At 53.4% G+C, this 20266-nt stretch carries 18 protein-coding genes and 1 riboswitch; of the genes, 5 read left to right on the top strand and 13 right to left on the bottom strand.

Annotation, left to right across the window (positions count from 1 at the left end; genetic code table 11):
• Positions 1 to 479: 479 nt before the first annotated feature.
• Positions 480 to 1529 carry an amidohydrolase family protein gene (locus CFLAV_RS05200; protein ID WP_160164490.1) on the bottom strand — a complete coding sequence of 350 codons (1050 nt, stop codon included), beginning with the start codon at positions 1527 to 1529 and terminating at the stop codon, positions 480 to 482.
• Positions 1530 to 1769: 240 nt separating this feature from the next.
• Positions 1770 to 1936: riboswitch (cyclic di-AMP (ydaO/yuaA leader) on the top strand.
• A 181-nt stretch (positions 1937 to 2117) separates the two neighbouring features.
• Here CFLAV_RS05200 and CFLAV_RS05195 point away from each other — a divergent pair.
• Positions 2118 to 3956: an SPFH domain-containing protein gene (locus CFLAV_RS05195; RefSeq protein WP_083808755.1), complete on the top strand. Its 1839-nt coding sequence runs from the start codon at positions 2118 to 2120 to the stop codon at positions 3954 to 3956.
• A 78-nt stretch (positions 3957 to 4034) separates the two neighbouring features.
• Here CFLAV_RS05195 and CFLAV_RS35425 read toward each other — a convergent pair whose 3' ends face one another.
• The 5 genes from CFLAV_RS35425 to CFLAV_RS05175 all read right to left on the bottom strand — a co-directional run bounded on the left by CFLAV_RS35425 (position 4035) and on the right by CFLAV_RS05175 (position 7407).
• A complete protein-coding gene (locus CFLAV_RS35425) occupies positions 4035 to 4172 on the bottom strand; it encodes a hypothetical protein (RefSeq protein ID WP_160164489.1) in 138 nt (45 codons plus the stop codon).
• A gap of 103 nt (positions 4173 to 4275) precedes the next feature.
• On the bottom strand, positions 4276 to 5040 hold the full coding sequence (locus tag CFLAV_RS05190; RefSeq protein ID WP_040547087.1) for a hypothetical protein: 765 nt from the start codon (positions 5038 to 5040) through the stop codon (positions 4276 to 4278).
• 95 nt (positions 5041 to 5135) lie between these two features.
• Positions 5136 to 6038 carry a HEAT repeat domain-containing protein gene (locus CFLAV_RS05185; RefSeq protein ID WP_007413595.1) on the bottom strand — a complete coding sequence of 301 codons (903 nt, stop codon included), beginning with the start codon at positions 6036 to 6038 and terminating at the stop codon, positions 5136 to 5138.
• Between the two features lie 50 nt (positions 6039 to 6088).
• A complete protein-coding gene (locus tag CFLAV_RS05180) occupies positions 6089 to 6865 on the bottom strand; it encodes a hypothetical protein (RefSeq protein ID WP_007413594.1) in 777 nt (258 codons plus the stop codon).
• Between the two features lie 212 nt (positions 6866 to 7077).
• Complete coding sequence (locus CFLAV_RS05175) at positions 7078 to 7407, bottom strand: hypothetical protein (protein ID WP_007413593.1); 330 nt, start codon at positions 7405 to 7407, stop codon at positions 7078 to 7080.
• A gap of 237 nt (positions 7408 to 7644) precedes the next feature.
• Here CFLAV_RS05175 and CFLAV_RS05170 point away from each other — a divergent pair, with 237 nt between their 5' ends.
• From CFLAV_RS05170 to CFLAV_RS05160, 3 genes are all read left to right on the top strand, one after another.
• Entirely contained in the window at positions 7645 to 7929 is a 285-nt protein-coding gene (locus CFLAV_RS05170) for a hypothetical protein (RefSeq protein ID WP_007413592.1), read from the top strand.
• A gap of 552 nt (positions 7930 to 8481) precedes the next feature.
• Positions 8482 to 10242, top strand: a complete 1761-nt coding sequence (locus CFLAV_RS05165) for a tetratricopeptide repeat protein (RefSeq protein ID WP_160164488.1) — start codon at positions 8482 to 8484, stop codon at positions 10240 to 10242.
• Positions 10243 to 10651: 409 nt separating this feature from the next.
• Positions 10652 to 11302 carry a 3-keto-alpha-glucoside-1,2-lyase-like domain-containing protein gene (locus tag CFLAV_RS05160; RefSeq protein ID WP_007413587.1) on the top strand — a complete coding sequence of 217 codons (651 nt, stop codon included), beginning with the start codon at positions 10652 to 10654 and terminating at the stop codon, positions 11300 to 11302.
• A gap of 241 nt (positions 11303 to 11543) precedes the next feature.
• Here CFLAV_RS05160 and CFLAV_RS05155 read toward each other — a convergent pair whose 3' ends face one another.
• From CFLAV_RS05155 to CFLAV_RS31855, 5 genes are all read right to left on the bottom strand, one after another.
• On the bottom strand, positions 11544 to 12599 hold the full coding sequence (locus tag CFLAV_RS05155; protein ID WP_007413586.1) for a serine hydrolase domain-containing protein: 1056 nt from the start codon (positions 12597 to 12599) through the stop codon (positions 11544 to 11546).
• 6 nt (positions 12600 to 12605) lie between these two features.
• Positions 12606 to 13370, bottom strand: coding sequence for an acid phosphatase (locus tag CFLAV_RS05150; RefSeq protein WP_160164487.1), 765 nt, complete (start codon positions 13368 to 13370; stop codon positions 12606 to 12608).
• A 183-nt stretch (positions 13371 to 13553) separates the two neighbouring features.
• Positions 13554 to 14198, bottom strand: coding sequence for a guanylate kinase (gene gmk / locus CFLAV_RS05145; protein ID WP_007413584.1), 645 nt, complete (start codon positions 14196 to 14198; stop codon positions 13554 to 13556).
• 49 nt (positions 14199 to 14247) lie between these two features.
• Complete coding sequence (locus CFLAV_RS05140; protein ID WP_040547080.1) at positions 14248 to 15129, bottom strand: YicC/YloC family endoribonuclease; 882 nt, start codon at positions 15127 to 15129, stop codon at positions 14248 to 14250.
• A gap of 85 nt (positions 15130 to 15214) precedes the next feature.
• Positions 15215 to 16975 (bottom strand): sensor histidine kinase, encoded by a 1761-nt coding sequence (locus CFLAV_RS31855; protein WP_007413582.1) that lies wholly within the window; start codon positions 16973 to 16975, stop codon positions 15215 to 15217.
• A gap of 150 nt (positions 16976 to 17125) precedes the next feature.
• Between CFLAV_RS31855 and CFLAV_RS05130 the strand changes: the two genes are divergently transcribed.
• Complete coding sequence (locus CFLAV_RS05130) at positions 17126 to 18391, top strand: M48 family metallopeptidase (protein ID WP_160164486.1); 1266 nt, start codon at positions 17126 to 17128, stop codon at positions 18389 to 18391.
• On the opposite strand, the gene CFLAV_RS05125 is transcribed toward CFLAV_RS05130, so the two are convergent.
• On the bottom strand, positions 18333 to 18884 hold the full coding sequence (locus CFLAV_RS05125) for a tyrosine phosphatase family protein (protein ID WP_150107279.1): 552 nt from the start codon (positions 18882 to 18884) through the stop codon (positions 18333 to 18335). The two genes, CFLAV_RS05130 and CFLAV_RS05125, sit on opposite strands and share 59 nt — an antisense overlap.
• 116 nt (positions 18885 to 19000) lie before the next feature.
• The gene (trpB, locus tag CFLAV_RS05120) at positions 19001 to 20215 is read right to left on the bottom strand and encodes a tryptophan synthase subunit beta (protein WP_007413579.1); all 1215 of its coding nucleotides are present in this window, start codon (positions 20213 to 20215) and stop codon (positions 19001 to 19003) included.
• Positions 20216 to 20266: the final 51 nt, after the last annotated feature.

Raw genomic sequence — 20266 nt, 5'->3', positions numbered from 1 at the left:
AACAACCACCCATGGCCTGTAAACAGGAATATTGGCCGCAAAACAATTTGTAATTATTTCATTGAAAAATTTGCCCATGCCCAATTGCGATGTTAGCTTGTTTTACGCTCAAGATGGCTCATAAGGCTAAAGCCTAATGATGATGGAAAGCGCAACTAATACCTTGGGTCGGGTGTTGACATGACCAAGGTCTCGTGATTAGATAGCCATAAGATTACGCATTGAATTTCGGGCTACGATAAAATTGTTCTTTGTATAGCCCTTTAAGAGTTTCGGTCTTGGCTTGGTACAGGCTAGGATCGATTGTCTACGTAATCCTACTGTTGTACTAATTCGAAAATTCCCCGGGCTCTTCGGTCACCCCCTGACTGACTAGCCCGGTTTTTATTTTTATAAACGGCTTCGATTCCACAGCCTATGAGCAATTTTCTACAAGCTCCTGAACCTCAAGGAAAAGCAGAAGGAAACCCCATGAATTGCTACTTTGGAGAATTCTTCCCAACGGGCCTCATGATGTCGTGAATCCGGGTAAAGCATTCCATAGGAAACCCCATGGCGAGTTTGAGCTGATAATCTCTTTCCAGCACATTGGGGTTCTCACCCCATTTTTGTAAACTATCCCAATCCAGATAGCCGCGCATCCACGCCCAGATCCCGCTCACCGGCACCGGAACATCACTGCCATGCACCATCCGTTCCACCAGCGGCCGCAATACGCATTTATCAATATGCCGCCCGCGCAGAGGCACGTTGAACGCGCTGGTATCCCCATATAAGTTCGGAAACTCCTCCGTCATCTTCGCGAAATCGTAAAAATACTCCGGATCAGTCAAACCACTTTTCGTCGCACAATGCGCCGCAATCACCGTCACTCCGCATCTCAACGGCAACTCCAATATTCTCGGGTTCGCAAATTCTTTGCGCACCACCGGCACCGTGTGCTCACCTCCCGTATGCGCAAGCAATGGCAACTTCGCCTCCGCCATCCGTTCCCAAAACTTTGTAAACTTTTTGTCGCCGCAATTAATATTCTGACAATTCGGCAAACACTTCATCATCACCGCACCTTCTGCCAGGCAACGCTCCAATTCCTCCATCGCATCAGGCCGTGCTGGATGTATCGAAACGGCTGGCAGGAACTCCGCATTCTCTCGCGCCAGCTTCAGCACATAATCATTCGGCACGTAGAACGAACCCACACCATGCATCACCTCTCCCTTTTCGTTGCGCACTTCATCCTGCGCCAAAATCACAATCGCTCCCAACGATGATCCACGCACCCACTCCAATAACTTCGCCACATACAAGCCCTCAAGATCGCCGGTCAACGCCTCTTTCGGCAAGCCAATCCCCTTCAGCATCATCGACGCCAGCGGCTTGTGCCATCCACTCAAATGCAATCGGCATCCCGATCCTCCCGCGCCATTACCCACGATATGCACGTGCATATCAATCGGCTTGCGTTCTCCGGAATTAGTCGGCCTAGCTGTCAACGGTCCTGCAGATTGGTCACTGACCTCGTGTTTCATTTCGATTTTTCTTTCCCCAATATTCTTCCGAGCATATGGAATCGTCCAAGTTGTTCCAATGCCTAATCCCGTGTTGCAATCAACCCTTCTCAGAATCAATTTCAGTCCACTTGAAGCTTTCTTCTGCTCCGGAGCCAAAACATCGAACCGTAGGATTAGCCTCTGCATCAATAACTTACCCTCCGCACCTCCCGATCGCAATTGACATTTTTTCTTAAAAGAGCGAATGGGTCGTGTGTAGTTATGAAGCAGCCTAAGTTGGCCTTCCTTCCTGAAGGTCAACGCGGGGGAACCAGGTTCCTCAAAGCAATTTGAGGATGGGGCGTAAGATTGCGGGTAACCGCGATCAAGGTCACTTCCAGGACCGAGCCCGTCAGCTAACCTCGTCGGCAATTGGAAGGGCGATCCTCTAAGGCCGCATGTCGCGGCTCTCACGGTCTCCCCACAAAAAATGCGTTGTCGCATCGCGCGGCAACCGGGAAAGCGATCACTGATCGCCATGGCCTGTCGCAAACATGCAGGCCGGCGACCAGCCGCAGACCCGGCGGCAAACAAACGCGCGGTGCGCAACCTCAGTAGAAGGTTGTTATGATGGCCAATACTCTTATCCTCGGCCAGGTGTTCCCCAGCGCCCTCATTGGCGTCGCGGCAGTCATCCTCGGCGCCTTGCTCTTCGCAGGTCCGCTGATTTTCGGGACGGTTCTCATCCACGAACGTCAGGTCGGCGTGGTCATCAAACGATTCTCGCCCGGCAAATCCCTGCCACCCGGCCAACTCCTCGCCCTCAATGGCGAAGCCGGTTATCAGGCCGATACTCTTGCGCCCGGTCTCCATTTCGGATTCTGGCGCTGGCAATATCGCATCATCAAAGTCCCCGTCACCATCGTGCCACAAGGCGAAATCGCCCTCGTCGTCGCGGCCGACGGCATGCCGATTCCCTCGGAACGCATTCTGGCCAAAGTCGTCGATAGCGACAACTTCCAGGACGCGCGCAAATTCCTCGTCTACGGCGGCGAGAAAGGCCGTCAACTCGGCATCCTTACTGCCGGCACGTACCGCATTAATACCGCGCTGTTCACGGTCATCACCTCGTACAACGCCCAGGAGCACGGCATGATGTCCCACGATCTCCAACTCCGCCACGTCGAGCCGGATAAAGTCGGCATTGTCACCACACTCGATGGTCGTCCAATCGAGCAAAGTGAAATCGCCGGCCCAATCATTGCCGATCACGACAACTTCCAGAACGCCCAGGCTTTCTTGAATGGCGGCGGTCGACGCGGCTTGCAGGAGCAAATTCTCCTGTCGGGCACCTGGAATCTCAACCCCTGGTTCGCGCACGTCGAACAAGTCCCGATGCTGCAAATCCCCATCGGCCACGTCGGCGTGGTTATCTCCTTCGTCGGCAAAGCCCACGAAGATGTCAGCGGCGTCGACTTCAAACATGGCGACCTCGTCAATCCTGGCCACAAAGGCGTTTGGGTCTCGCCGCTCTATCCGGGCAAACATCCCATCAACACTCGCATCATGAAGGTCGAACTCGTGCCCACCACGAACATCGTCCTCAACTGGGCCAATCGCACCGAGTCGCATAATTACGATGCCAAACTCAGCTCCATCACCGTGCGTTCGCGCGATGGCTTTGCCTTCAACCTCGACGTCTCGCAAATCATCCACGTCGGCGCGCTCGATGCCCCCAAGGTCATCTCGCGTGTCGGCTCGATGCAAAACCTCGTCGATCACGTGCTGCAACCGATTGTCGGCAATTACTTCCGCAACTCGGCGCAGAACTTCACCGTGCTCGATTTCCTCAGCGCACGCAGCGAACGCCAGACCGACGCCGCGGAACACATCCGCGTCGCCATCGGCGCCTACGACGTCCAAGCCATCGATACGCTCATCGGCGACATCAATCCGCCCGCCACCCTGATGGCCACGCAAACCGACCGCAAAATCGCGGAGGAACAACGGAAGACGTACGAGACCCAGGAAGCGGCACAAAAACAGCGCCAACAACTCGTCCGCCAAACCTCGCTGGCCGACATCCAGCAACAAGTCGTCAGCGCCGAGCAAGGCGTCAACATCGCCGAACTCCAGGCCAACGCGCACATCAAGCAGGCCAGTGGCGAAGCCGAATCCATCCGCCTCCGCGCCCTCGGTGAAGCCGAAGCCATTCGCGCCACCGGTAACGCCAAGGCCGAAGCCTATCGCGCTGGTGTCGACGCCATCGGCACGCAGGGTTACACGGTCATGCAACTCATGCAAATCGTGGGCGAACGCAACGTCCGCATCACGCCCGACGTCGCCGTCAACAACGCCGGCGCCAGCAACGGCCTCGTCGACAGCATGATCGGCCTCATGCTCCGCAACCAGGTCGGCGATAAGTCCGTCGCACCGCCGAGCACAACCACAACTGCGACTTCGTAAAGCGGGAAACAAGACCCAGGAGGTGGGCCGGGGCGGTGTCTCCACGAGACGCCGCCCCCTTTTTCATTTCGCCAGCAATCAATTAATCGGTGGAATGAGACTGGTGCCCGTCTGGAAAGACTCGAATTCTGACATCGTCTGTGATTCTGCCGAACCCGGTCCGCCCACCCGCGCACGCGCCCCACGACTCAAACCTGCCAACATCAATCGTTTCATGGGTAGCATCTCCGTGTGAGCGGGATCTAACTTTTCTTTCCCTCAACTCGCATACGCTGGCCATCGCATCCCAAATTCAGACATCCACCAAACGTACCCCTTCTCAATCATTAACACCCCACTCGAGATAAGGTTTGGAAATCTTGGCAATTGTATCCGTCGGACGCTCATCAAGCACATCCTGCTTCGGGTCTGAAAGATTAAAATCAACGTCCACCTTCACGTAGGGGCAATCGTGAAAAACATATGTCCGATGTTTGGCAGTCGAAAGACCACCCTCTTCTGTGCTGAAAACCTTGGAAAGCTCCGCACGTGTCATCCCGGGTTTGATAGTCTGGCACTCCCTAAGAACGTTCCCAACGTCGATACCCAGCTTAGTCTGGGTTTCAACAACCGCGCTGCTGTACACCCCCTCAAGTTCCCTGATGCCCAATCCTGGGTCCGACTGGCCGACGACTGACGCATAGCGACCATCAGCTTCTCGAAGAAGGAAAAGAATATAGGTCCTTGTGCGATCTGTCGGTTTCTTTGAAATGGGAAAAGAGATAAAAGTCGGACCGTTATCAACCACCATGCCATCGGGCCCGGGCCGGTAGTAGTGAAGAACAAAATCCTTTAGCGCCTTATCCCCCTTCAGGACCGCAGCGACCTTAAATTTGGTTTCAACACCAATGACCCGCTGGCCATCGAAGCCCGGCAGATTAATATGCTCCTTGGTGTCATCAGTGGCCGTGGGAGTTGCGATGGCCACAAGGTCAGCCTTATCCAACAACTCTTGATAAGTCCAAGTCCGAACCGCGCGCGCCATGGCAACGCCTGTCGAGATGACAAGGAAAATCGCGACAAGGCACAGTTTGAATTGTTTCATATTTAATAGACGAAAAATAATGACTAAATGCTCCCTCATCATACCGCGCTGAAGAATGGAGAAGATTTGGACGATGGGAATCCGCGTGCCTCCATCTACTGTATTCCCATCTTCGCCGCCATTTCCGGATCAATTCGTTTAAGACAGTTGGTAGCCTCACCTCGAATGCTGAAGTCTGTATCTTCAAGAGCCTTTACGAAATCCGGAATTGCCACACGCGCATTCGTTCCAAATTGAGCAACTCCCTCCATGATCTCTGCCATATACATAGAGGTTGCGGGGTCATAGTTTCTAAAATTACGAACCGCCTGGAGTAGAGTCGGCACAGTTATGTCCGCTCGCTTGTTAATATTTCTCAGCGCGTACGCTGCAAAATATTGAACTATGAAATCTTGATTTGTGTTCAGCGCATTTGCGCATAAATTCGGCACGACGATTTCCGTTACCCGCCCTGTGCAGGATAGATAATTTGCCAACGCGTCAACAGCCTGAAGGCGAATCGACTCATCCGCATTGGTGAGCGCTACATTCAGGTGCGGAATGCCTTCCACTCCAACAACAGCCAGGGCACGTGCCGCAATCTTGCAATGATTTGTATCATACAGTATTTGATTCAACTCCGGGGCCAACACCCGCCTCGCTTCTGGATTGAGAAACCCGATTGCATCGCGTCCATTGCTTTGTTTCTCCTCGTCACGACGAAACCACAGACGCACGGGCAAATGTTCTTGAGTCCAATCAATTGTTTGCTGCTTGAAACGCGAATCACGGGCTTGCAACAGCTCCATTATCACCGGCACGCTCCGCACACCCATATCATAAACCGCTTGCCTTGCCCGATCACTAACAACTTCATCCAAACTATAGCACTCCTTGAACCATGTTGAAATCAACTTCCCCTTGTAAGTCTGCTTCCTCCAATACCCAACCGCAATCGCAGCCAGAATGGTCAGCACCCCGATCAAAATCCATCGCTTCAGAAAAACCTGTTTGGCCATGCGCAAATCATAAATCCTCGTCCATTCAAAAACGACCAAATTGTGTGGTTCTAATCCCCCAGCATCACTGAACCCAACCAATCAACCACGCGATCCATGATGCTTCTACTATCCAGGCAATACATCCCCGACGCCTCCGAGCTCACCACCCAACGCCCTTCGCGTCTCACCACAGTACATTTCTTATAATACTTGCCAACCGTTGCCAAAACCTCCACCGAATTGGAATCCACCACCCCAATTCTAGTGGGCAAATAACCACTCCACCCCCAAGCCAACTTCGCCCGTATCCGCCGCAGATCCCCAGCACTTACTGGCTTCTCTTTTGCATCCCGCCAAGCCGTCGCATCCCTCGTCGTCTTGGAAACATGCGCCTCATCAATGTTAAAAGCCTTGGCGGTTGCCGTAATCTCCTCAGCCCGCAACACCCGCTCCTTCACCACAAACACCGGCACCGGCCAAAACTCACAAATCAACCGAAACCCCAACCAGAAAACCACCAACACCAGCAGGCAATAAATCCCCGCTCGCTTCAGATGGCTCTTCATCTCAGATTGCACGCAACTATTTAAACAACTCTTTAGAATTCCACCAGCGATATACCATCTGCGCCAGCAATCGTAGGTAGGGCGATCCAGTCCCTTGGGCGCCGCACTGACATGGCCAAGGATTATAATCACTCTCTTGCCTAAATCGCGTACGCGACCCACAACTCCATATACCGCGCCAGCAATCAATATGGGGTAAGGACGCGTTGCGCCGCGATCCCTGACCTCCCTCACGACATAATCCAATTCATCGTGCCAATCGCGTAGGCGGCCAAACACTCCAAAACCTTCTGCGCCAGCAACCACTGAAATGGTGGAATGACGCTGATGCCCGTGTGGAATGGTGCCAGTCCGGACCCCGGAATTCTAATCCCGTCGGTGACTCAACTCAGCCCATCGAGCCAACCCGCGGACGCGGTCCGCCGTTCAATCCGTCAAACTGCCGCAACTCTCAGCGGGCTGCTCCGCCGCCCCATCAGAAAAACTCCCCCTCAAGGCCAATGCTCTCTCCGCTCCACAATCCGCCAACCATTGGTACGGTTCAGCGCATATGTGTAACCAGCATCGATCCAGGGCGGCATACTCACAGAAACCAAAACCTTCCCATTCGGGCAAGCTTCCACACGCTCTATCTCCAATACTCCGTCAAGTCGAAACCGTTGAGGTATCGCTTTGAAATCTCCACCCCAAAGCATGTCCCACACATGCTCCAACCGGCTGCGCCTCATCTGCCGCTGCACCAAACCCTTAATCTCCTTCACATCCTTGGTTGTCAGATTGCCAAACACCTTGACCTTCGAAGACGAAGAAGCGAAAAACATCCATACCCCATTGCTCCCAGCAACAGGACCACCACTATCCCTAAAATCATTCGTTTCCGTTTAAACATGGCTCAATCCGATTCCAAATTCCGTCGACTCGTATCCCGCCCAGCATCTCAAACTCCGACTCGCCTTTCCCCGTGATCCACTATCCATTATCAATTAGCCATTACCTTTCTCTGCCCCAATCATTGCTTTGGTTTGACATATAACTACACCCACAGGCATAAGACAGGAATGCCGTTCATACCAAAGGGGAATGTTGCCTGCATGCGCGCATTTTATCGCGCGTTGATCATCGCCAATATCATTGTTCTGATTTTGGTCTTCTGGAGCGGCTCGAATGGTTACCGCACACATTACGTGTACGATACATTAACCATTGATCTCTGCCCGTGGCTGGGGCTTGCATTATGCCTCGCTTCAATTTCTACAAGCATTCATTCGCGAACCAAAATCCTCGGAATAATCCTGGTCATTCTTTCCTTCCTCGCTGCTGGCGCTCCGCACCTGGCTTACTAATTCAATATGACGTGTCGATGCCTCGGGGCTGCAAAGACACCGCGCCAGCCATCAATTAATCGGTGGAATGACGCTCCGCCGGAATTCAAACCCCGTCGGCGACTTTATTCAGCCCATCGAGCCCATCCGCGGACGCGGCCAACAATTCAATCACACCTCCTCATCAATCTTCAAAGCTTTAGCGATTGCCGCAGCACTTACCACTTTTTACTCGTTAGTTGGTTAACCGGGATGGCACACTCCCTGGCAAGTATCGAAACAATTTGCAAAAGCCCAACGACAAACCAGATCCGATCGAACGACATGGTTACCAGAATTTTTACTGAAATCAGACAGTCAACATGGAGACAATGGCTCTTTAGAAAAGTTGCCCCACACTCAGGCCTGATTTTGCTTTTTGCTTTGAGCACGCCAGTGTTGGGCAACATCCCCGATTCAACCTCGCGACCCTCCCTCAAGGAACTGGAAGACCTTTCCATATCTACCGACCTAAAGCAGATCAATTCATTACATGGACAACCGAGCGAATGGGATAAGCAAATAAAATCACTTATGACTGCAGCCAACCGTGGAGATCGGGTGGCTCAGTATAAATTAGGAACGGCCTACGATCGCGGCTTTGGTGTCCCCACCAACAACGTTGAAGCCCTGCGTTGGTATCGCAAGGCCGCTGAACAAAGTCTGCCTGAAGCTCAATATCTTGTCGGTCGAGCCTATGCCTTCGGCGACGGCATAGCAAAGGATCAGGCCGCGAGCATTGGCTGGTATCAAAAAGCGGTCGACCAGAATTATGTTCCAGCCATGCACAACCTCGGCATGGCCTACGTTGCAGGCCTCGGCGTCGCAACCAACGTGGACGAAGGCGTCCGCCTGCTCACTTTGTCGGCGGAAAAAGGAACCGTCCAGTCACAATTCGATCTGGGCCTTGTTTGCGTGGATCCCACCTCCGGACATTATAATCCCTCTGAGGGAATAAACTGGTTTCGTCGTGCCGCTGAAAATGATTACGCCCTGGCGCAGTGCGTTTTAGGTGACTGTTATTGCAAAGGAAAGCTGGTACCCAAGGATCCCGTTGAAGGCTCACGCTGGTTCCGCAAGGCCGCAAAACAGGGGGAGTCATCCGCACAACTGCAACTTGCATCTAATTACGCAAGTGGTGAAGGAGTCGAAAAAAATGAAGCCGAAGCCGCAAAGTGGTACCGCATGGCTGCTGAAAAAGAATTGGCAGAGGCTCAATACATGTATGCCATTTGCCTGTTCAGCGGCAAAGGAGTTCCCAAAAACCAAAGCGAATCCGCCCAGTGGTACAAACGGGCGGCCGATCAAAACCATGTCCTTGCACAATTGGAATTGGGGGACGATTACGCCCTTGGACGCGGTGTACCGGTAGATTACGGTGAGGCGGTCAAATGGTATTACAAATCAGCTGAAGCCGGAAATGCCCTGGCGCAATTCCAATTGGGAACCTGTTGTCTCCTGGGGCTGGGTGTTCAAACAAACTTTACTCTGGCGGTTAAGTGGTTTGAAAAGGCCGGGCAACAAGGAGTCGTTGAAGCCCAGTACAAATGCGGAGTGGCATACCTAATCGGTGAAGGTGTTGCCAAAGATCTGAAAGTTGCCACTAACTGGTTTTATCTGGCCGCAAGTCATGGGAAAGTAATGGCTCAACTACAACTCGGTAATTGCCATATTAAGGATAAAAACTATACAGAGGCCGCCAAATGGTTTCTTAAGGCCGCGGAAGGTGGCAACGCTCAAGCCCAGTATTGGCTTGGCATTTTGTATTCAAAAGGTTTGGGTGTCCCCCAGGATTATGCTGAAGATGCCCGATGGACGCGCAAGGCAGCGGAACAGGGACTGGCTGAGGCGGAAGGCAGTATGGCGTTCCTCTATGAACAAGGTAAAGGAGTGCCGCAAAATAACGGGGAGGCTCTAAAATGGTATCTCAAAGGAGCAGATCACGGAAACCCCGTTGCTCAATTTAACCTTGGCCTTGCCTACAGCAAAGGTTCGCTTGGCATTACGAACGCAGCCGAAGCAGTGAAATGGTTCCGCAAAGCAGCCGAACAGGGTGTGGCTGCAGCTCAAAATTCATTGGGCTATGCCTACGATACCGGAAACGGCGTGACTCCAGATCTGGTCGAAGCCTACAAATGGTACACCCTCGCCGTTGCTCAAAATCAAAGCAGTGCCAAAGTGAACCTTCAAGCCTTGGTTCCAATCCTTACTCCTGAACAAATTGCCGAGGGGAAGAAACTCGCGGCTGAATTTGTAAGCAAACCTCCAAAAGCCGCAAAACCGGTCACGAAATAAGTCGTTTTAGGAATCACATCCTTCGATTTTGGCGTGCAACCCGTCACCGTCACGCACACACCATCGAGCACAGCTTGCTTCTCCCATCCGTGTTTAATCTGAGTTTTATCTGTGGCCACATAAAAGTTCCTTCTCCACGCGCTCAACATCAATGCCATCCGCCTGAACACCCCATCCCAATTCGTGCCTCTTCAGGTTCATCAGTGGTTAACCTGCCTTCTTAGTCTCCAAAACAATTCGACTTCCGAAAACGGCGAGCGTCATTCCAGTCTCTGGTATAAGGTGTGAGTGTGAATCTGAAACCAGATCAATGTTATCAAGCTGTTCTGACCCGCGACACTCGTTTCGACGGACGCTCCTATCCACGGTTGCAACCACCCTCATTTTCCGGTATTCCTCCTTTTGACAAATGCAACCGCTTCGCACTCTCCAAATTCTATTCGCCCCGGCCTTGCTGTCCGCTCTCTTGTTTTCCCTCACCCTCACCACCCACGCCGAAACCATCCATTTCGATGACATCAAACCCGGCAAGCTCCCACCCCACTGGCTCGGCACCGAAACCGGCATCGGCAGCGCCAAATGGAGCGTGGAAAAGGATGACACCGCACCCAGTCCGCATCAGGTTCTGAAACAATCCGGTGAAGCCGAATTCCCCATCTGCATCAAGCAGGACACCGATATCAAGAACGGCTTTGTCGAAGTGAAATTCAAGCTCGTGGGCGGCAAGGAAGACCAGGCCGGCGGCGTCATCTGGCGGTGCAAAGACAAGGACAATTACTACGTCGCCCGCGCCAATGCGAAGGAAGACAGCGTCGTCATCTTCCACACCATCCGCGGCAAGCGTGAAGAATTCAAAACCGCCGACGTCAAAGTCCTGCCCGACAAATGGCATACCCTCCGCGTCGATTTCCAAGACAACCGCTTCCTCGTCTCCTTCAACGGCCAACAGGTCATCAACGTCCAGGACGACTCCATCAAGGATTCCGGCAAGGTCGGCGTCTGGACCAAATCCGACAGCGTCACCCTCTTCGACGACTTCTCCTTCAGCTCAGCTCAGTAGGGTGCCGATTCGCCTCACCTCTCCAACGTAAAAGAACCCATGATGGCAATCCACGCCACAACGCCCAATTAACTATGGGACGCCAGCCGTAGTCACCTTCTCCCTTTGCTATGGGAGAAGGCCGGCATGAGGGAAGATGCGCCAAGACCCTTCGTTGCAGCGGGGATCTCCCGCGACTCTAATCTCCCAATTCTGTCCTCTCACATCTTAATATTTCAAAAACCAACATCCACGTTGCCACTCACTTACCCACCTTAACCTCCGGCAAATAAAACTTCGCAATCCCATCCGCCAAAATCGTCGCCAGACTCTCCTCACCCAGATTGCAAAGCACAATGATGCTCAACTTGTCATCCGGATATAACTGATAACTCGACGTGAACCCTGAAGTATAACCACTGTGCCCCACATTTCGCCGACCATTCGTTTCCACCCCCCAGCCAAATCCATAATGCTTCATCGTCCCATCCTTCAGCCGCGTGGGATTCCACATCAGCTCCTTCGTCGCCGCACTCAGCACCTTGTTCTCCGCCAACGCCGCATCCCATTTCACCATGTCTTCCAACGTCGAAACCAACCCGCCCGTGCTGAACAACTCCGTAAGATTATAATCCCGATTCACCAACCCGCCGCTCTTGCTCCGCTCATAACCATTCGCGCGCCCCGCCATCACCGTCGCCGGCTCCCGATTTGTCGTCGTCCGCATCTTCAACGGTGCAAACAACCGTTCGTTCATGAACTCCCAATAACTCTTTCCGCTCACATTCTCGATGATGTAACCGAGCAGGATGAACCCGGTATTCCCATACTTGAACTGTTCCCCCGGCCGAAATTCGAGCGGCAATATCGCCAAATTTTCCAGGAACTGCTGCTGCGTCAGATGCTTCGACAACTCGAACCCCGGCTGATCCGTAAACGATTTGATACCCGAAGTATGATTCAGCAAATGACGCACGGTGATACTGCTCCAGGCAGCCGGTGTATTCGTCAAATACTGGCTGATCGGAGCCTCCAACGACACTTTCCCCTCCTGCACCAGCAACAAAATCCCCGCTGCCGTGAACTGCTTCGTCAGCGCCCCAATCTCAAAAACACTGTCTTTCGTCACCGACGTTTTGAGTTCCAGATTGGAGAAACCATACAACCCCGTCTTCACCCGCTTCCCATCCTTGATCACCGTGACTGCCACACCCGGGATGCTTCCCTTCTTCATCTGCTCCCGGACATAACCATCCACCTTATCCGCCCGGACGAGCTGGGAGCAGAACAACAGCACAGCCAACAACCAAATTTTCATGCACAATTATTTCCCCGCCCCAACCAGCGCCTCCGCCGGCTGCGTCTGCTGACTCTGAACCGCCTTCGCCTCTTCCTTCGCTTCAGCCAGGTCACGCTGGAAAGCGGGGTTGGCCAGCAACTCCCGAACAATCGCTTGTCCCAACACACGACCCGCACGGACATCCGATATAAAATGTTTGCCGGTCAGCACGCGGTCCCAACCGATATTACGGCTGACTTCCATGATGGCCTCCCGCTTTTCCGGAAATATTTCCGCCAGAATCAAACCCTGAACCGTGCCGCAGGTGGAGTGGCCGCTCGGATAACTGGCGCTCGGCTCCCCACGACCAAGAACCAAAGCCGAGTCAATCTGATAAGGACGCAAACGCTTCCAATGATTCTTTGGCGTATCAATCGGCGTGCGCAATTCCTTTTTCACCTTGGCATAGAGAGCCTCCGTCTTAGGAAATTTTCCCGGTTGAAAGAACGGTCCGATCGCCGGCGCAAAGTTGAACAGCGAAAGCGTGGCCGACTTCGTTGCATGAGCCGTTTCCGCCTCCGTCCGTGCCTTAAAAACCGACTGGGACAACGCCAGATCAGCCGCCTGCTCTTCCGATCCCGAAACCGGCGGCGGCCCCAACAACGCAATGCTATCCGGCTTGCCCGGAGCCAGGTAAAGGTCTTCAGCCAAAACCGGCGCCACGGTCGAGAGGAGGATCAGCAAGGCCACACCGAGCCGCTGGGCACCTTGCCTTGCCATCAAGCCATGAAATCTGGATTTAAAATTCATAAAAGTACAACGGTTTAATTTAGCCAGCAACAATAACGAAAGAATACCAAAAAGCCAGCCCTCCGTTTCCCGGTTAAGCCCCCTCGCCTTCACCTCCATGCAGCCATCCTTGCACTCGTGTCCGGACGTCTCCCCATCCGCGTTCATCTGAGTGAATCTGCGGTTACCGCTCCCTTTTTTCCGTTACATCTCCGGCGGATGCGACCGCGTAATCCTCATCTTCTCCGCTTCAATGATGGCCTTCATCCGGCGCAAATCCTCCCCAATCGTCGTGCTCGTGATCAGGTAATCGAAATGACGCCATTGCGAAATCTCCTGCCGCGCCACGCTCAATCGTTTTTGAATCACCGGCAAGGCATCCGCATTGCGTCGCTTCAAGCGCTCTTCCAGCACCGCCAGCGATACCGGCGTCAGGAACACCTGGATCATCGCCTTCTTCAACTCCGGCTCATCTTCCGCCTGGTTGCGAATCGTCGTGGCCCCCTGAACATCCACACTCAGCAACACATCCTTCCCCTGCCGCAACTTGCCCAACACCTCGGACTTCAAGGTGCCGTAGCTGTTCCCATAAACCGTCGCGTGCTCGAGAAAATTACCCGCCTGCAAGCGCTTGAGAAACGACCCGGCATCAATGAAATAATAATCCACCCCGTCCTTCTCTCCCTCGCGCGGCGCACGAGTCGTGCAGGTGACTGCCCTGGTCATCGAACCGGGATAGGTGGCGAGCAATTGCTGGCATAGCGTGGTCTTGCCACCGCCGGACGGCGCCGAAATGATGATCAGCAACGGACCCGTGCTCGTCGTTGGATTGGATGTGGACTCTGACATGTAAATTTGAATCGCCTGCGAACCGCCACTAAACCCGTGGATTGAAATTTTATTCGACGTTTTGAGCCTGCTCGCGGAATTTTTCCAATTCCGCCTTCAACGTCACCACCGCATGGGAAATGAGACTGTCATTCGCCTTCGAACCAATCGTATTGATTTCGCGGTTCATTTCCTGCGCTAAAAAATCGAGTGTACGCCCCACCGGTTCCTTTGAAGTCTGGCAATCGCTGAACTGTTGGAAATGACTTTGCAGCCGGGTCAATTCTTCCGAAATATCCGAACGATCGCCGAAATAAACCACCTCCTTCAGGAGACGTTCATCATCCACCCCCGGCGCTTCCACCCCGGCACTCTTGATGCGCATGATGAGTTGCTCGCGATAACGCTTCTGCACTTCAGGAGCCCGCTTTTGTATCTGCACCGCTGCCTTGCGCATGATCTCAATGCGATTCCCCAAATCCTTGGCCAGATGGGCGCCTTCCCGTTCACGCATCTTCAACAACGTGGCGAGAGCTTTATTCAATGCCGTTTCCACCGCCGGCCAGAAATCCTCGGCATCCGCCATTTCGTTGTCCGTCTCAAAAACTCCGGGGGCACGGGCCAGCAAATCGAGGGTGATGGGTCCAACCAATTTGAGGTCCTTGGCCAGGCGATTCAATTCCTTCACGTAAGCCTTGGCCAGCGGCACGTTCAAACGCACCTTGCTTGCGGTCTGACCATTGGCGGCATGGAGCGTGACGCGCACCGTCAGGCGGCCGCGCGCGATGGACTTGTTCAGCACGTCGCGGACCTGCGCCTCGAGCACTTCAAGTTCGCGTGGCAGCACCAGCGAAATTTCGCTCTGTTTCCGGTTTACAGAGCTCAGTTCCACGGTGATTTTAAAGCCGTTTTGGGCGCATTCACCCCGCCCATAACCCGTCATTGATTTCATTCGTCAAGAAACTATGAAGTAAGTCGGTCTTGCAGGCCAACCTTTTTTGGAGGGGATAAGTCGAATCGTCTGGCACGTACAGCAGCTACGACATCTTTCGAGGCAGGGTAAAGTAAAAGGTCGCCCCTTTATTGACCTCGCCCTCGGCCCAAACACGCCCTCCGTGCCGCTGAATAATACGCTGAACATTGGCCAGCCCGATGCCCGTGCCCTCAAATTCCTCCTGACTATGCAGCCTTTGGAAAGCTTCGAATATGGCGTAGGCATAATTCATATCGAACCCCGAACCGTTGTCCCGGATATAGAACGTCACCTCTTTGTCATCGGGTTTAGCCGGCAGGACACCAAAGTTGATCCTTGCCGGACTGCGGCCGCGAGTGAACTTGACGGCGTTATCAATCAGATTTACGACAGCCTGACGCAATAACGCACGGTCTCCCCGCACTTCAGGCAGAGGCTCAATCTGCCAGATGATTTCCCGCCCTTTGGTTTCAAGCTGGACATCGCGAACCACCTCGTTCACCAATTGCTCAAGGTTTACAGGTGCCAGGTGCATTTCCGAACGGCCGACTCGCGAAAAGGCCAGCAGATCCTCGATCAACTGCCCCATTCGACGCGCCTCATGGTTGATAATGGCCAGGCACTCCCGACCTTCGGCGTTGAGCGTATCACCAGCGTCCTCCTGCAACAAATCAACAAAGCTCCGGAGCCGTCGCAGTGGCGACTTGAGATCGTGTGATACTGAAGAAGAGAACGACTCCAAATCCTTGTTCGCGCTGACCAACCGCTCATTCAATCCCTGCATCTCAGTGGCGTGACGATCGAGTTCCCGGGTATGTTTCTCCAGTTGGTCTCGCACCCGGCGCAAGTCTATTTCTGCCGCCTCGCGTCGGCGAATTTCACCAGCCAGTTTTCGGTTCCAAAGCAGAGCCCCCACCAGTGCGGCCCCCCCAATTAAAATGAAATATATCACCCGGCGACGCCATGTCCTCCAGTTAATTTCCTCCAGCGTTCCCGGTAGAATATACTTGGCATATATCGCTTCTGCTTCCCGCTTGTCGATCGTGGCCAGGCCTTTCTCCAGGATGGAATGAAGTTCCGGCATATCGTTGCGCACTGCCAGTCTCAGATAAAATTCAGGGTCGGTGAAACCGGAGATCTTCAGATTGGCCAGCCCGCGCATATGCACGATGTAGCTGGCACTGGCAAGGTTCAGCACGGTGGCGTCAGCCTTGTTACCGGCTACGGCCAACATGCTTTCTTCCTCGGTATCTGTGAGCACCGCCCGCGCTCCAGAATAATCCCGCAGGAGCTCTTCCGTGGTGGCATAATTCCGTGGCAGGGCAATTCGCAGCGACTTGATGAGTTCCTCAAGTGGGGTAAAAAACGGCGTATTCTCGCGAGTGATGATGGCTGTCGGGAATGAACAATAGGCTTCGGTAAATTTTAAACCGTGCAGCCGCTCCCGTTCTTCGGTGCGTGCAATTCCGCCTATAAAATCAATCTCACGCGTGTCAGCTTTGCGAAGTGTTTCAGACCACGCAGGCGTCTGCACCAGCTTGATGTTCAATCCCGCCCGCTTCGCGATGAGCTCAACCATTTCCACATTGATGCCCGAGGCTCGTCCCTGCCTGTCAAAGCTCGAAAATGGAGGCCAATGGGGATCGACTCCCCAATACACCACCGGGTGTTGCCGCAACCACGCTTTCTCAGCTTCGCTCAACCTTACCGGCTTTGAAACATTCAGATTGGTTTGTGCATTGCCAATTGCCGTTACCAGGAAGCTCCCCGCCAATAAACAAAGAATCCAGATAAGCCGCAAGTCTCGGGTTGCTGTCCTTTTCATGTCATTATTCTTCGAAGTAAGACAAAGGCAACCTAGCCCAGAAGTTCTGAAAAACAATCAGTGCGATCCGCCGGGTTTGTCATCGTGATGGTTGATCAGAATTGTCAAGTAGCTCCTGATTGCTATGATGCGGCACATGAAGGTGAACCCATGACTCAACTTCTTTGGCAGATACCAGCGCTATTTCTGGGGGCTTTTGCTCTGGCGTTCGCCACGAACTGGCTGTCCCTGATACCCTGGCGCCGCACCGGCTCTGCACATTGGACAGAACGGGCAAGGTTGCTCTGGCCAGCTCGCGTTTCAGCGACATCCAATACTCTGGTCATTCCCGCGGTACTTTATCTGACCCTTAAGCTCTGTTATCCGCAAGCAGCCGGCGCTTGGTTTCTCCTGGTCGTCGCGGCCCTGTTGGGGGCCATCCTGGGCACGCTTTCCATGAATCGGGAAATATTTGCAGGCTATGATTCTCGCAGGCTGCTGCAGCATCTGGCTGCATTTTGGGTGTTGCACTTGGGCATCTGGCTGTTTTTTCTGGGAGGCGTTGCATTAATGCCTGAGGAATTTGGCTGGGTTACCTTGCCGATTATCATCATCATTCTCGCCTTTCATTTCTTCTGGCAGTACGGGCTCAATTTAAAATTCCTTCGGCTGGTAAAACTCTTGAAGCCGGCCACTCCCCGGCTGGTCCAAATTGTTCAGCAAACATCCTCCAAAATGCGGGTTCAGGTAAAAGAGGTCTGGATGCTCGAAGGTCCAATGGCACAGGCCTACGCGTTTCCAACGACAAATGTTCTCTTATTTAGCAACCGGTTGCTTGAGCTCTGCGATGACGCTGAAGTTTCCTCGATTTGCGCCCATGAGCTGGGACATCTGACCGAATCCAAAACCACTCTCGCTGGCCGACTTCTTGGCTCACTGGCGATTTTTCCCTGGCTCCTTATCAAACCGGCCATGAATTATCTGGGATTTTTTGGCCTGGTGCTGATTGCGGTGTTGATGTTTGTCGTATTGCGATTTTCCCGATCGCTTTCGTTACGCATGGAGAAGCGCGCCGACCAAATTGCCAAGGAAAACGAGCTCGACGATGGTGCTTATGCGCAGGCATTGGAAAAGGTTTATCGTGAAAACCTTTTACCCGCAGTCAATCCCACAAATAAACAGACTCACCCGCATCTCTACGACCGTCTGCTCGCAGCCGGAGTTACCCCTGATTATCCGCGACCGAAGGCTCCAGCCAAACAAACACGGATGGGTATGGTAATGGCAATGGGAGTCGGATTCCTGGTTGCCGCAAACTTCATCCTGCCGTCGCTGCATGGCGGGAAGCCCCTCATTGCAAATGCTCCGACAAGTTACACTAACTCTCCTCCCCTGCAAAATCCGGATCCTCAGCCCATTCGTCTACTATCTTTTTAAATTGCGATCTCAACGGTCCCAATGCCTGAAGCATTTCTCCCCCTCGTTGCAACGATAGGTCCGCATGCTTTACCACCAGGTAATTCGGAAATGCCTCCGGTCGCACGCTCAGGACGTGCTCCAATGCTTCCCTCGCACAGCCCGGCCCCATCGCCTGGCAAATGAGCGCATAGGCCGCCGCTGTCGAACGACATGCTCCGGCAAAGCAATGAATCAGCAAATGCACTCTCCCGTTTTCCGAAGCATTGTAGCAGACCTCTCCAAAATTTAAAATGGCCGCCACATCTTCCTTTGTCGGGGCCACAGCTCTCATCGCCTCTGCCTCCCGCACACTTTCCACATCATGAAACCGCACCTGTTCATGCGGACCTGAAAACCACGATGGCGTATCCTTGGGAACCGACGGATCTTCAATGGAAAGCAAATGTGTAACGCCCTGCCTGGAAAAACTATCCACCCCTTGTTTGCCGCAGATGGATATTCTATACGGCATCCCGTTCATAACGGTGCTGGAATAGAATATATCATTGGCACATTCTGTAGACGCTTGCTTGCTTTGTCAAACGGGCCGGAACCTGAAAATAAGCACCATCCATGCCCATGGGCCGTTTACTTGGGCATCTCCAACCCAACTTTCGTCGCCACCTGCGCCACGTCCTTGTCGCCACGTCCTGAAAGGTTCGCGATGATGATCTCATCCTTGCGCATTTTTGGCGCGCGTTGGATGACCTCGGCAATAGCGTGCGAAGACTCGAGCGCAGGAATGATTCCCTCCAACCGCGCCAGTTTCATGAAAGCTTCAAGCGCCTTCTCATCGGTCGCATAGCTGTATTCAACACGCTTTTGGTCTCGCAACCACGCGTGCTCCGGCCCCACTGCCGCATAGTCCAATCCCGCCGAAACACTGTGAGTCAATTGAATCTGGCCATGCTCATCCTGCAAAATATAAGAGCGCGTGCCTTGCAACACGCCCAGCGACCCGCCTTGGAAACGCGCCGCGTGTTTCTCCGGCTCGATGCCCAGTCCGCCCGCTTCCACGCCGACCATCTTCACTGAGCTATCTTCGAGGAAAGGATAAAACAAACCGATTGCATTCGAGCCTCCGCCCACGCAAGCCACGAGCAAATCCGGCAACCGTTCTTCCTGCTCAAGAATCTGACGCCGCGCTTCATCGCCGATAATACGTTGAAAATTACGCACCATCAACGGATAGGGATGCGCTCCGTAAGCCGTGCCGAGAATATAATGCGTGTTGCGAACGTTGGTCACCCAGTCGCGCATGGCCTCATTAACGGCCTCCTTTAAAGTGCGCTGACCGGCTTTCACCGGCACCACTTCTGCGCCCAGCATCTTCATGCGAAACACATTCAACATCTGCCGTTCGCAATCGACTTCGCCCATGTAAATGACGCACTTCATGCCGAACATCGCGCTCACCGTGGCCGTCGCGACGCCATGCTGACCCGCACCGGTCTCGGCAATAATCCGTGTCTTGCCCATGCGCTTGGCCAAAAGGATCTGGCCCATCGCATTGTTGATCTTATGAGCGCCGGTGTGCAGCAAATCCTCGCGCTTCAAATAAATTTTCGCTCCGCCAAGCTCACGTGTCAGTCGTTCCGCGTGATAGAGCGGAGTAGGTCGGCCGACGAATTCGCGCAGATAATACTGCAGTTCCTTCTGAAATTCAGGATCAGTCTGGCTGCGGAAATATTCCGCCTCCAACTCCTGCAGCGGGTGCATGAGAGTCTCAGGCACATAACGTCCGCCGTACGGACCGAAATGACCCTGCTTATCAGGAACCGACGAAGTGGCAATGGCACTCATAACCCGAATTTAGCAGGCAGCATCGCGAAGGGCGAGTGCATAATTCCAGCA

It is taken from the genome of Pedosphaera parvula Ellin514, from assembly GCF_000172555.1.
Lineage (GTDB): Bacteria > Verrucomicrobiota > Verrucomicrobiia > Limisphaerales > Pedosphaeraceae > Pedosphaera.
Note: the sequence above shows the minus strand (reverse complement) of the source record. Positions and strands in the feature narration are given on the sequence as shown.

Excerpts from the sequence above, each read along its gene's own strand:
- CFLAV_RS05200 (WP_160164490.1), bottom strand. The coding sequence starts at position 1,529 with ATGAAACACGAGGTCAGTGACCAATCTGCAGGACCGTTGACAGCTAGG.
- CFLAV_RS05195 (WP_083808755.1), top strand. The coding sequence starts at position 2,118 with ATGATGGCCAATACTCTTATCCTCGGCCAGGTGTTCCCCAGCGCCCTC.
- CFLAV_RS35425 (WP_160164489.1), bottom strand. The coding sequence starts at position 4,172 with ATGAAACGATTGATGTTGGCAGGTTTGAGTCGTGGGGCGCGTGCGCGG.
- CFLAV_RS05190 (WP_040547087.1), bottom strand. The coding sequence starts at position 5,040 with ATGAAACAATTCAAACTGTGCCTTGTCGCGATTTTCCTTGTCATCTCG.
- CFLAV_RS05185 (WP_007413595.1), bottom strand. The coding sequence starts at position 6,038 with ATGGCCAAACAGGTTTTTCTGAAGCGATGGATTTTGATCGGGGTGCTG.
- CFLAV_RS05175 (WP_007413593.1), bottom strand. The coding sequence starts at position 7,407 with ATGTTTTTCGCTTCTTCGTCTTCGAAGGTCAAGGTGTTTGGCAATCTG.
- CFLAV_RS05170 (WP_007413592.1), top strand. The coding sequence starts at position 7,645 with ATGCCGTTCATACCAAAGGGGAATGTTGCCTGCATGCGCGCATTTTAT.
- CFLAV_RS05165 (WP_160164488.1), top strand. The coding sequence starts at position 8,482 with ATGACTGCAGCCAACCGTGGAGATCGGGTGGCTCAGTATAAATTAGGA.
- CFLAV_RS05160 (WP_007413587.1), top strand. The coding sequence starts at position 10,652 with ATGCAACCGCTTCGCACTCTCCAAATTCTATTCGCCCCGGCCTTGCTG.
- CFLAV_RS05155 (WP_007413586.1), bottom strand. The coding sequence starts at position 12,599 with ATGAAAATTTGGTTGTTGGCTGTGCTGTTGTTCTGCTCCCAGCTCGTC.
- CFLAV_RS05150 (WP_160164487.1), bottom strand. The coding sequence starts at position 13,370 with ATGAATTTTAAATCCAGATTTCATGGCTTGATGGCAAGGCAAGGTGCC.
- gmk (WP_007413584.1), bottom strand. The coding sequence starts at position 14,198 with ATGTCAGAGTCCACATCCAATCCAACGACGAGCACGGGTCCGTTGCTG.
- CFLAV_RS05140 (WP_040547080.1), bottom strand. The coding sequence starts at position 15,129 with ATGAAATCAATGACGGGTTATGGGCGGGGTGAATGCGCCCAAAACGGC.
- CFLAV_RS31855 (WP_007413582.1), bottom strand. The coding sequence starts at position 16,975 with ATGAAAAGGACAGCAACCCGAGACTTGCGGCTTATCTGGATTCTTTGT.
- CFLAV_RS05130 (WP_160164486.1), top strand. The coding sequence starts at position 17,126 with ATGACTCAACTTCTTTGGCAGATACCAGCGCTATTTCTGGGGGCTTTT.
- CFLAV_RS05125 (WP_150107279.1), bottom strand. The coding sequence starts at position 18,884 with ATGCCGTATAGAATATCCATCTGCGGCAAACAAGGGGTGGATAGTTTT.
- trpB (WP_007413579.1), bottom strand. The coding sequence starts at position 20,215 with ATGAGTGCCATTGCCACTTCGTCGGTTCCTGATAAGCAGGGTCATTTC.